Here is a 12,156-nt window from a genome sequence, read left to right as displayed (position 1 = left end):
GATTATGTGATTATTTAATATATTTCTTAAACACTTTATATCCCTGAAGACAAGCCAAAACTATGAAAAATAATGGAATTATTAAAGCAAACAGGTGTTTTGAGAAATGCTCACTGTTATGTATGATGTTATTTACAAAAAATATAAATCCCATCATTCCCGTAAAAGTCCCCACTAATGTTCCAGCAACGTAATAAAGTTTAAGTGTGTTTTTGCTTGTAATGTAGTTTCCATTAATCAAATACAAATTCCATCCTGTCCAAAATGGAAGTTGGAGAAAGTTAAGACTGCTCAATATCAACCCAATTAAGAAGGGGGAGCAAGTCATATACTTTTCAAAATAACTAGAGTCAGTTGCGGTTTGATTTGAATAAGAATAAAAGGCATACGCCAAAAAAAATAAAAAGAAAATACCAAAAACATCTATTATTCTCATCACCGTTATGTTATTGACTAACCGATTAGCGAAAACAAGAGTGAAGTAAATCACGAAACCTTCGACAAAAACAACACCAAATAAATACAATATTAAGTCTTCAATACCCAATTTCGTGTAAATGTGAAATTCAATAATATTTAAATACCCTAACGGAATCGAGCCTATAAAACTCACCGGAAAACCGACCAGAATATTCTTTATTGCCTTCATCTTCTTAGAAGTTTACAATTTTATTCCTTTGTTTGAGATGCAATCGGTATTCTTTCATACCCGCTTTATGTTTTAAATAAGGTATGCCCCTTTTATTATTGACTACACTGATTTCATACATATAAGTGATATGTCGCGCTAATTCCTTCCAAGCAAAAAATAAGGAATGCTTCGGGTCATAAATGTGTGTAGGTTCGCTTGCTGCACCATTTAATTCTACTAGTGCAAAGTTTTTTCCATTTTCTAACTCTGCAATAGAATTATACATTACATCCATTCTCCCAAAAAAGAACCCTGGAATCTGTAAACAAATTTCATTGACAGTATTTTCTAGCTTTTGACTAATCCAGTGACTTCCATCTGTAAATTTTGCACCTCTAGCATGATTGCCATACGGCACGAGGTTTACTTTTTCTCCTAGAGGTAAAACTTGTAAAAGCGTATTGCCATATTCTTTCTTCAATACCTTTAACTGCAATTCGTAACGTGGATTTACTTTTATCAATTCCTCCACTGTAGCAACACCATTTCCGGTAATAATTAGAAATTCTTTAGAAACGATACCCGTTATTTTTCCTTTTTTTTCATGGGGATAGCGAACATAAAATATACCCACTTCATTTTGAAAAGGAATCAAATCTTGCAGTACAAAGTCAAAATTTGCCCTTAACGCATATTGTGCTAAATCTTGGACCGTATTAATTTTCTTCACTCCTGAACCTCGCAAACCAATGTCCGGTTTTGCAATGCAAGGATACTGAATGGAAGCATCTTCGATTATCGCCTTAATTTCTTCTAATGATGTTCCTTCTTTTATGAGCTCCGTTCTGGGATAATATTGTTGCGGAATCAAATTATAAATCGCCTTCTTTGATTCCATAATAAAACCTCCATTTTTAATCGTTGGATTAGATGCATTAAAGAAAAAAATAGATTTTGCTTTCACAGAATAAAAAGCCCAAAGAAAATAAATAGGAACATAAAGCAGCTGAAAAGGCCAATATTCCCAGTGCGTCATCTTATGGAGTAGTAATTTCACTGAAACTTATTATATAGTGATAAACAAGCTACAGAAATCTTCGTGAGCAATCAAGTCATGATGCAGTACAGTCAATTTATTTCTTTCGATTATTGACTGGGTAATACTCAATGTTTTCAATTCACCGTTTCTATTAATTACCAAGCCATTTTCTTTATTTCCCTCTTCAGTATGCCGATGAAAATCAAGCATTTCAACTTCTGACAGCATCATTTTTTTTTCTATAAATCCCTGAAACAAGTTAGCGCGTTTTTTTCTAATTTCCTTAGAGTACAAAGTAGAAGACGACCAAATATGCTTTTTGTTTGTGTCTAATTTTATTGCCTCTTTTTTAGCTCCATTCCATCGAAGCTGAAAAAGCTCCTGCTCTTGAAATAACACTATGGTAAAAGGCTCTATATTATCTAAATCAATTGTATTCCAAAAATCCCTTGGCGACGCATTACCGATAATATCCAAAACAATCAGTCCGCGACTTTTTCTATAATTCAATTTTATGGTGTGCTTTTCATCAGCTCCATTCAGCAAAACGAGTACCGTACCCTTTTTATCCACGACAAACCAAGTCCCTCCTGCTTTTGGATCTTTTGGGTAAATAACATTCTTGCCATTTACAATATACTTTTTTGGAGCTATCGCACTGGGTCTATTTACCATTTCGTCCCGATTTGAAGTAATAATAATTTTAGTATCGGTTTTTATAAAACTTACTGTGCACATTGCTTTCTATATTCAATAGTGGAAGGTGCAACACCAAAGTTTTCATTCACAAAAATAGTTTTACTTTGTAAAATAGCCACTTTTATTAATGCCTGATGATGTATACAATGCTCCAAATTGTACAGTAATTCTCTAAAGTAATTGCTGTCAATTCTAATTTCTACATCATCAATAATTTGTTGCAACTCCATTTCTTTGTTTTCCTTTTCTAATAAATCCTGAATGTTCAAAATTTGAGCAATTGCAAAACTAACATCCGTCTGAATTACTCTATTTCTTGGTCTTTTATCATAGTTAATAACTCCTGATTCATAATTATTTGCGAGACATTGAAACGTTTCTACAATATGCCGGGTGTGTTCCCCAATACTACTATTGCTCAATGAATGAAACGGTTTAGAATACTCGGCATTTGACATTTGCTCGAGTACATCAATCAACTCTTTTAAACTATTTTTTATGGAAGGAATGAGCATCTTATATTTTTAATTTTAACAAATTTGATATTTTATTCCTACTACGGAAAACTAAAACAAAACAACAATGAAAGGTAATTATGGCCAACATAAAAGTGTCTCTCCGTGGTTTTGTACTTCAATTCACAAAGCAAAAATATGTAACACAATCGAACCAATCGCAACTCTAAGACCAATTGATACCCTTTACAGAGTCGTTCTTGGAATTAAAATTTAGATAGAGGCCGGTAATTCAGCTATACCTGAAGCAATACGCCCATCGAGTTCCATTCCAAAGGTCTGAAAGATATAGATACTTTCTTCTGCATTCGAAAATTTAAAATACAATTTTTTACACTAAAATTACAGCAAGAACACTAGTCAACAAGCAGCTAAATAATGATGATTTCATGATACTCGCTTATTGAATTAATTTTCTCCAATTTGAATCGGCCTTCGCTTTTAAATGCACTTGATCTACATTCCACTTTTTCAAGGTATTTCTAAAATAGTAATTATAAAACAGGTACAATTTACCATCAACAATCTTGAAAGTACTTGGGTCAACCTCCACTTGCTCTCCTGAATCGCCCATAGCGTAAGCACACCAACCTCCATATTGAGGCTCATAAACCGATGGATTTTTTATAAATATTTCCTTATTTACTCTCGCAGAAAAAAGATACACAACGCCTTCATGAGAGCATGAAAGTTCCTTCTTTCCCTTTAAGCCTTTACCTTGTTTAAAATAAGCCACAGGATCATATCCTTGTATAGCGACTTTTGCGTCCAAGTTAAATTGCGCTATTCTTTTATTTTCACTTTGTGAAAATCCAGAAACGGTAACTATTATAAAAATAGCAAATAAAAATCTTTTCATTACTCTTTATTTAATGATTTGGCCGCCGCAACTACTAATTCATTCGAAATTCAGTATTTGTAATCAAACGTAATGTATTCGAAATTAATTTTCCCAGCTAAATTTACGATAAAAACAGATCGAATCATTATAAAAGTACTTTTCGCGCCATCTCATTCTTTTATTAAAATAGACCTTAAATTTTCAAGACCTTGAAAAGCGATTTCCGTATTTTTAACTAATTCTCCTTTACTGTCTGACAGCAAAATAAAACTTAGTTTACCCTTTTATTCACTGCCCTTTTATTTCTTTGGCAGATCTGAACTGATGATAATAAGATTATATCCTAAGTCCACTAATGCCTTTTAGGCTTTCGCCAATTCTGCAAAGTTAAGCTTAAACTGCCGGCAGCCGCCACCGCCATAAAACCTAAAAACAGTTTTCTTTTTGCTAAAAAGCGCATCTAGCATGACTACACTATTGTCCACTGTTCTTACCATGATACTAGGAATCTTTTCCTTAATCAATAAACAAGCCGCACAAGTTGATAATTTTATACTATTAATCTCCTATTGCATTCTAAACAAAATGATTGGCTATTTTACAATTTTCATAGAAATATTACAATATAATCATATCCGGTACACTGATTTTTATTCGATTATGGAGTAAAATTCTTTTCGTTACCATTTTATCGTGCAATTATGTCATAATTTGCCGTAAAGTACATTTGTAACCGTAATAATCCAATGTTTTAAATGGTACTACATGGACAATAACTCAATTGACTGCAATTAATATGAAATTAATGAAAGGATTATATTAAAAAAAATCCCGGCTCAAAACTTTGAGCCGGGATTTAAATCCTATCGTAAACTTCGTTGATTATGACACCAAGGTTCTCGAAATTACAATTTTTTGTATTTCTGACGTTCCCTCATAGATTTGCGTGATTTTAGCATCACGCATCATACGCTCTACATGATATTCTGCCACGTATCCATTACCTCCATGAATTTGAACCGCTTCTATTGTTGTATCCATTGCCGTTTGAGAAGCAAATAATTTTGCCATAGCTCCAGATTGTGAAATATCCATTCCTTGGTCTTTTTCTGAAGCAGCTTTAAGGCATAGCATTTTAGCTGCCATAATCTGAGTCGCCATATCAGCTAATTTAAACGCAATAGCTTGGTGTTTGAAAATTTCTTTTCCAAAAGCTTTACGCTCTTGCGAATATTTTAATGCTAATTCATAAGCTCCGGTTGCTATACCTAATGCCTGAGAAGCAATTCCGATTCTACCACCGTTCAATACCGCCATAGCAAAATTAAACCCAAAACCGTCAGCACCAATTCTATTTTCTTTTGGCACTTTCACGTCTGAAAACATTAAAGAATGTGTATCCGATCCGCGAATTCCCATTTTCTTTTCTTTTATCCCTATGTCAAAACCAGCCCAACCTTTTTCGACTATAAAGGCATTAATTCCTTTATGCCCTTTTTCGATATCCGTTTGTGCAATAACAATATAAGTAGAGGCAGACGAACCGTTAGTAATCCAGTTTTTAGTACCGTTTAACAAGTAATGGTCTCCTTTATCAATTGCTGTTGTTTTTTGAGAAGTCGCATCAGAACCCGCCTCTGGCTCAGACAAGCAAAAAGCACCTATTACTTCTCCTTTGGCAAGAGGAACTAAATATTTCATTTTTTGTTCTTCGTTAGCGTACTTTTCTAAACCTGCACAAACTAATGAATTGTTTACTGACATAATTACGGCAGTAGAAGCATCAATTTTTGAAATCTCTGTAATTGCTAAAACATATGAAACACTGTCTAATCCAGAACCACCGTATTTAGGATCAACCATCATACCCATAAATCCAAGTTCAGCCATTTTTTTGACTTGCTCTGTTGGGAATTTTGAAAATTCATCTCTTTCAATTACTCCAGGCAACAATTCACTTTGAGCGAAATCTCTAGCGGCTTGTTGAATCATTAACTGCTCTTCTGTTAGATTAAAATCCATAACTGTATTTCTTTTATTAATTTGTTTAATTCTACAACCCAAATAAAATGTTCAAAACGTCGAATTTAATATTAAAACCCGATACTACTTAATTGTATTTTTGATATTAGAATTAATGATTATTATACGTTGTTTAACTTACTCTGCTTTTAGTTTAAAAAAAGTAGTCAAAGATACTTTTTTCTTATGAAATTATCAATTTTGATTTGTAATTTTGGCCAATGAAAGAAGAATACTATAACGTTATCGGTGTGATGTCGGGAACTTCTCTTGACGGAGTTGATTTGGCGCATATTCAATTTAGTGTAAAAGACAAAAAATGGAACTTTAATATTTTTAAAAGTGAGACTGTTCCTTATACTTCAGCTTGGGTACAGACACTAAAAACAGCGGTAGATTTCTCTGAAATAAATCTAAAAAAATTAAATCACGAATATACTGTTTTGCTTGCATCCATAATTTCTGATTTCATATCCCGCCATAAGATAGAAAATCTTGATGCTGTTTGTTCGCATGGCCATACAATATTGCACCAACCCGAAAAAGGCATTACACTTCAAATTGGGAATTTACCTGAAATTTCGAATTTACTGCTACAAACCGTAGTATGTGATTTTAGAGTGCAAGATGTCCAGCTAGGAGGACAAGGTGCTCCTCTTGTACCTATAGGCGACCGTGTCTTATTTCCTGAATACGAATACTGCATGAATTTAGGTGGTTTTTCAAATGTATCATTTGAGGAAACAGGCAGCAGAATTGCCTTTGATATTTCACCTGTAAATACGGTTTTAAATTACTATGCGAATCAATTGGGATTCGATTACGATGATAAAGGCCAAATTTCAGCAACTGGCCTAATTAATGATTCCTTATTGGATGAGTTGAACAATCTGGATTTTTACAAGCAAAAACATCCTAAATCACTGGGTTTCGAATTTGTAAAAGGAACGGTTTTACCTGTTATAGAGCGCCACGAAATCAATATTGCTGATAAAATGAGAAGCTTCACGGAACATGTTGCTTTGCAAATTGCAATAGCCTTACCCAATAAAAAAGGAACCCTTTTAATAACTGGCGGTGGAGCATACAACGATTTTCTCATCGAACGTATCCAATTTCATTTGCCTTCCATCAAAATCATAATTCCTGAAAACAAAATTCTGGAATTTAAAGAAGCGGTGATTTTTGCGTTATTGGGAGTACTGAAATTACGTGGAGAAATAAATGTACTGTCTAGTGTAACAGGTGCTAAAGCAGACCACAGCAGCGGGTATATTTACAAGCCAAAATAATATGTGAAATACACAGTTCACATTATACTATTTTTTACATTTGTCAAAATTAAACATATCGCAATAAATGAAAGATTTATTAAAGAAATTCGAAAATAAAGAGCCCATAATAGTTTTTAACTGGAAAGATGCCGAAACAGAAGCCGAAGGATGGACTGTTATCAACTCTCTTCGTGGTGGTGCTGCCGGTGGTGGAACCAGAATGAGAAAAGGACTAGACATCAATGAAGTTTTGTCATTGGCAAAAACGATGGAAGTAAAATTTACAGTTTCTGGTCCGGCTATTGGCGGTGCAAAATCCGGAATTAATTTCGATCCAAATGATCCTAGAAAAAAAGGTGTTTTACAACGTTGGTATAAAGCGGTATCTCCATTACTGAAAAGTTATTATGGAACCGGTGGAGACCTAAACGTGGATGAAATCCATGAAGTGATACCCATGACAGAAGAATGTGGCGTTTGGCACCCGCAAGAAGGAGTCTTTAATGGTCATTTCAAACCTACGGAAGCAGACAAAATCAACAGAATTGGTCAATTGCGTCAAGGTGTGGTTAAAGTAATCGAAAACCCAAAGTTCTCTCCAGATGTTTATAGAAAGTATACTATTGCAGATATGATCACCGGCTACGGTGTTGCTGAGGCAGTGCGTCATTATTATGATACTTATGGAGGCGACGTGAAAGGTAAGAAGGCAATTGTACAAGGCTTTGGAAATGTAGGTTCAGCAGCCGCTTTCTATTTAGCTGAAATGGGCGCAAAAGTTGTTGGTATAATCGACAGAGACGGAGGTTTGATCAATGAAAATGGTTTTACTTTCGAAGAAATAAAAGCACTGTTCCTTGCCAAAGACGGAAACAAATTAGTTGCCGAAAACATGATTCCTTTTGAAGAAATCAATGAAAAAATATGGACAATTGGGGCCGAAATATTTACCCCTTGTGCTGCGTCAAGATTAGTTACCCAATCCCAAATAGACCGTTTAATCGCCCATGGACTTGAAGTGATTTCATGTGGTGCTAATGTTCCTTTTGCCGACAAAGAAATATTTTTTGGTCCAATAATGGAAGATGTAGATGACAAAGTAAGTTTAATTCCAGACTTTATATCCAATTGCGGAATGGCTCGCGTGTTTGCTTATTTCATGGAGAAAAAAGTACAGATGACAGATGAGGCGATTTTCCAAGATACCTCAGAAATAATAAAAAAAGCAATCGAAAAAGCACACGCTTTAAACAGCGCCAAAACTAATATTAGTGCTACCGCCTTTGAAATCGCTTTAAAACAATTAGTATAAAGCCGCTATGAACTAGCAACCTTACTATCTCTATAGTTTGAAAGTCCACTATTTAATCAGTTCGATAAACCCGCCCGAAAAGCGAATTCGTCGAACTGATTTCTTTTACATTATGCTCAATACTTCTTTTTTATTACCGCATTCCACTCTTTCTTATTTAATATTTGTTTGGAATATTAATCTAAAAAAGTAACAATTTTTATAATATATTAGCGTTTTCATAATAAAGAAAAATTTGTATGAGTATATTGCTACAAACAGATTCCCTATCTGTTGCACAAGAAAATTTAGCCGAAGCGGTTCCAGTTGAAAAAACCTTATCTATTTTAGAGCTATTAACAAGCGGAGGATTAGCGGGTAACATTATCATGATCTCTCTATTTCTAATGTTTTTTGTTGCACTTTATTTATATTTTGAGCGCTTGATGGCAATTAATGCTGCCTCAAAAATCGACATTAATTTCATGGGCCAAATCAGAGACAATATCAGAAATGGCCGCATTGACAATGCAAAAATAGCATGTGCGCATTCAAAATCTCCTGTTGCCAGATTAATTGAGAAAGGGATTTCAAGAATTGGCAAGCCGCTTGAGGATATCAATACAGCAATTGAAAACGCTGGAAAATTGGAAATATACAAACTTGAAAAAAACGTAAGCATGCTAGCTACCATCTCAGGAGCAGGGCCTATGACTGGTTTCTTAGGAACAGTAGTAGGTATGATTCAAGCTTTTCATAAGATGGCCAGTGCTGGCGGACAAATAGAAGTTGGCGCTCTATCAGAAGGTATTTACACCGCAATGACAACAACTGTCGTTGGTTTAGTGGTGGGAATTATAGCCTACGTAGGATACAATCATCTGGTTGTCAAGACAGATAAAATTGTTCACCAAATGGAAGCCAATGCAGTTGACTTTTTAGACTTATTAAACGACCCCGCATAATTATGAATTTAAGAGGAAGAAATAAAGTTAGTGCAGAATTCAATATGTCATCTATGACAGATATTGTTTTCTTATTACTCATATTCTTTATGCTGACATCAACTATGGTAACCACAAACGCCTTAGACTTGGTATTGCCAAAAGGAAAAGGAAAAACAGACAGTAATAAAAATATCGCAGTAAGTATCAATAAAGAACTGCAATTTTTTATTGATAAAGAACCTGTTTCAGAAACCGACTTGGAATCAAAATTATTGTCGCTGTTTTCGAATGACAAGACTAGAGCGATTATTTTAAGAGCTGAAGAAGGAGTGCCAATTGAAAAAGCAGTCAATGTTTTGGATATTGCAAACCGCAACCAAATCAAAGTTGTTTTAGCGGTAAGGCCAAAATAACGGCAACTCTCCTTTAAAAAAAGATTTATTCTACATGAAATATTTAGAAACAGAAGAAGAAAAAAAATCATTTGCAATCACATCAATTCTATTTGTGATTTTATTTGTCTTGTTCTTTTATTTAGGATTAACTTCTTTAGACCCACCTCCTGAAAACGGAATTGCCATAAATTTTGGAACAACTGAGTTTGGATCCGGAAACATTCAACCGACAGAACCAATTCAATCTGCACCAATAGCAACCGCAGCAAAGCAAGCGGCATCAAGTAACGAAGATATTCTTTCACAGGATATTGAGGAAGCTATTGTCATCAAGCAAACTAAAAAGGTACAGCCTTCAAAAGAAATAGCAAAAGAAGAGGTTAAACAAAAACCACAAGAAAATCCAAAACCTTCAAAAAGCACCTCTGATGCACTATCAAGCATCTTAAACGGGCCCAAATCAGATGGAAAGGCAAAAGGCGGGGAAGGAAATGACAACATTGCCGGAGACAAAGGAAGCTTAAATGGAGACCCTTACGCCAACAGTTATTACGGATCCGGAAGCGGTACCGGAAATGGAAGTGGCTGGGGCTTAAATGGACGCAGCATAAGCTCAAGGGGGAAAGAAGTCCAGAAATGTAATGAATTTGGCACTGTCGTAGTTCAAATAACAGTAAACAGAAACGGAAATGTTATTGCGGCCAAATACACTAAAGGAACCACAAACACAAATCCTTGCCTCGTAGAACCGGCATTGGCAACAGCAAGAAAATACAGATGGCAACCCGACTCGAATGCACCTGAAACTCAAATTGGCTTTATTACCGTTAACTTCAAATTAGGGGAATAATTTATTTTGATAAATTGCTCTACTTATTCACATCAAAACTCAGTAAAAATAAAATGAACTATCAAGAAACTACGGATTGGATGTTTAACCAACTCCCTATGTATCAACTTCAAGGCGCATCTGCCTATAAAAAGGATTTGACAAATACACACTTGCTGATCAATCACCTTGGCAATCCACATAAAACAGTAAAATGCGTTCATGTTGCCGGGACAAACGGCAAAGGTTCAACTTCCCATATGCTGGCATCTGTACTTCAGGAAGCAGGTTATAAAGTAGGTTTATACACTTCTCCACACCTGAAAGACTTCAGGGAACGTATTAAAATAAATGGCGCTGATATCACAGAAAATTTCGTCTGTGATTTTATAAATGACAACAAATCTTTTTTTGAATCGAATGACATTAGCTTCTTCGAAATGAGTGTTGGAATGGCCTTTGCTTACTTCGCAAAAGAACAAGTCGACATAGCAATTATTGAAGTGGGAATGGGCGGCCGCTTAGACGCTACAAATATCATCACTCCCCTTGTGTCTGTAATTACAAATATTGGCTTAGATCACACACAGTTCCTCGGAAACACCATCGAAGCTATAGCTGGCGAAAAAGCGGGTATAACAAAAACAAATATTCCTGTAGTTATTGGAGAATATACTCCTGAAACCAAATCTGTTTTTTTAGCTAAAGCAAAAGAAAAATACGCAGCGATCTACTTTGCTTCAGAATTGATTTCAGATAATTATCCTTGTGACTTAACAGGCGATTATCAACTTCATAACAAAAAAGCTGCTTTGCAGACTATCAAAGTACTAAACTCACAGCAAGAATTTACTATCACGAACGATAATATTAAAGTTGGTCTTTTAAATGTGGTAAGAAACACCGGACTTCAAGGAAGATGGCAACAATTGGGAAATTCCCCAAAAATCATTTGCGATACCGCACACAATAGACACGGACTAGAGGTTGTCCTGAATCAAATCAAAAAACAACGATTTGCACAACTGCATATTGTTTTAGGCGTATTGAACGATAAAAATTTAGAAGAAATATTACCTCTATTTCCAAAGAACGCTATTTATTATTTCTCAAAACCAAATAATCCAAGAGGATTAGACGCAACAATATTAGCAGGCAAAGCAAAAGAAAACGGCCTGACAGGAGCAGTATTCAATTCAATTACAACAGCTTACCAAAATGCCCTCGAAGCAGCTAAGGACACTGACTTAATCTACATTGGCGGAAGCACCTTTGTAGTTGCAGAAATTTTGTAATTATTTTTATTTTTTGATTGCATATTCAAAAAAGAGGCCTATATTTGCACACGCAATAAGGAAATGAAAATTAACAAATTGCAAAGAGGGCAATTAGCTCAGCTGGTTCAGAGCACCTCGTTTACACCGAGGGGGTCGGGGGTTCGAACCCCTCATTGCCCACCAAGAAACTCCTTAAGAAATTAAGGAGTTTTTTTATGCCCTATTTTCTCAATTTACACCGATTTTATATTCAACATAGTTCAATTACATTGTACTATTTTCATATTACATTGGCATTACACGAACGCGATTTAAACTGCAGGATAAATCCGTTTAGGATTACGAAGAACTCAAAATTCACTTTTATCGAAAACGAATCACGACAAACAAAAACAC

Annotated in this window: 12 protein-coding genes and 1 tRNA gene; 7 read left to right on the top strand and 6 right to left on the bottom strand. The window is 35.1% G+C overall.

Translation table 11 applies throughout. The features are described from left to right. Positions 1 to 10 precede the first annotated feature (10 nt). The 6 genes from A3SG_RS0104640 to A3SG_RS0104610 all read right to left on the bottom strand — a co-directional run bounded on the left by A3SG_RS0104640 (position 11) and on the right by A3SG_RS0104610 (position 5,747). Positions 11 to 649, bottom strand: a complete 639-nt coding sequence (locus A3SG_RS0104640; RefSeq protein ID WP_016988855.1) for a LysE family transporter — start codon at positions 647 to 649, stop codon at positions 11 to 13. 4 nt (positions 650 to 653) lie between these two features. Beyond that, positions 654 to 1,667, bottom strand: coding sequence for a D-alanine--D-alanine ligase (locus A3SG_RS0104635; RefSeq protein ID WP_016988854.1), 1,014 nt, complete (start codon positions 1,665 to 1,667; stop codon positions 654 to 656). A gap of 30 nt (positions 1,668 to 1,697) precedes the next feature. After that, a complete protein-coding gene (locus A3SG_RS0104630; RefSeq protein WP_016988853.1) occupies positions 1,698 to 2,408 on the bottom strand; it encodes an NRDE family protein in 711 nt (236 codons plus the stop codon). Beyond that, positions 2,396 to 2,884 (bottom strand): DinB family protein, encoded by a 489-nt coding sequence (locus tag A3SG_RS0104625; RefSeq protein ID WP_016988852.1) that lies wholly within the window; start codon positions 2,882 to 2,884, stop codon positions 2,396 to 2,398. The genes A3SG_RS0104630 and A3SG_RS0104625 overlap by 13 nt, the downstream gene beginning before the upstream one ends. Before the next feature lie 400 nt (positions 2,885 to 3,284). Continuing rightward, on the bottom strand, positions 3,285 to 3,743 hold the full coding sequence (locus A3SG_RS0104620; RefSeq protein WP_016988851.1) for a YHS domain-containing (seleno)protein: 459 nt from the start codon (positions 3,741 to 3,743) through the stop codon (positions 3,285 to 3,287). Positions 3,744 to 4,607: 864 nt separating this feature from the next. After that, complete coding sequence (locus A3SG_RS0104610) at positions 4,608 to 5,747, bottom strand: acyl-CoA dehydrogenase family protein (protein ID WP_016988849.1); 1,140 nt, start codon at positions 5,745 to 5,747, stop codon at positions 4,608 to 4,610. Between the two features lie 221 nt (positions 5,748 to 5,968). On the opposite strand from A3SG_RS0104610, the gene A3SG_RS0104605 reads away from it, so the two are divergent. The 7 genes from A3SG_RS0104605 (at position 5,969) to A3SG_RS0104575 (ending at position 11,943) form a co-directional block, all read left to right on the top strand. Then, positions 5,969 to 7,039 (top strand): anhydro-N-acetylmuramic acid kinase, encoded by a 1,071-nt coding sequence (locus A3SG_RS0104605; RefSeq protein WP_016988848.1) that lies wholly within the window; start codon positions 5,969 to 5,971, stop codon positions 7,037 to 7,039. A 67-nt stretch (positions 7,040 to 7,106) separates the two neighbouring features. Beyond that, positions 7,107 to 8,333, top strand: a complete 1,227-nt coding sequence (locus tag A3SG_RS0104600; protein WP_016988847.1) for a Glu/Leu/Phe/Val dehydrogenase dimerization domain-containing protein — start codon at positions 7,107 to 7,109, stop codon at positions 8,331 to 8,333. A gap of 239 nt (positions 8,334 to 8,572) precedes the next feature. Further along, positions 8,573 to 9,277 carry a MotA/TolQ/ExbB proton channel family protein gene (locus A3SG_RS0104595; RefSeq protein WP_016988846.1) on the top strand — a complete coding sequence of 235 codons (705 nt, stop codon included), beginning with the start codon at positions 8,573 to 8,575 and terminating at the stop codon, positions 9,275 to 9,277. Between the two features lie 2 nt (positions 9,278 to 9,279). After that, positions 9,280 to 9,672 carry an ExbD/TolR family protein gene (locus tag A3SG_RS0104590; protein ID WP_016988845.1) on the top strand — a complete coding sequence of 131 codons (393 nt, stop codon included), beginning with the start codon at positions 9,280 to 9,282 and terminating at the stop codon, positions 9,670 to 9,672. Positions 9,673 to 9,706: 34 nt separating this feature from the next. Further along, positions 9,707 to 10,504, top strand: a complete 798-nt coding sequence (locus A3SG_RS0104585) for an energy transducer TonB (RefSeq protein WP_016988844.1) — start codon at positions 9,707 to 9,709, stop codon at positions 10,502 to 10,504. 53 nt (positions 10,505 to 10,557) lie between these two features. Next, positions 10,558 to 11,778: a bifunctional folylpolyglutamate synthase/dihydrofolate synthase gene (locus tag A3SG_RS0104580; RefSeq protein ID WP_016988843.1), complete on the top strand. Its 1,221-nt coding sequence runs from the start codon at positions 10,558 to 10,560 to the stop codon at positions 11,776 to 11,778. 87 nt (positions 11,779 to 11,865) lie between these two features. Continuing rightward, positions 11,866 to 11,943, top strand: a tRNA-Val gene (locus A3SG_RS0104575). Positions 11,944 to 12,156 lie beyond the last annotated feature (213 nt).

Origin of the sequence: Flavobacterium sp. ACAM 123 (genome assembly GCF_000264055.1) — a bacterium.
Classification (GTDB): Bacteria; Bacteroidota; Bacteroidia; order Flavobacteriales; family Flavobacteriaceae; genus Flavobacterium.
The sequence above is the reverse complement of the archived record's forward strand: the minus strand, read 5'-3'. Positions and strand labels throughout refer to the sequence as shown.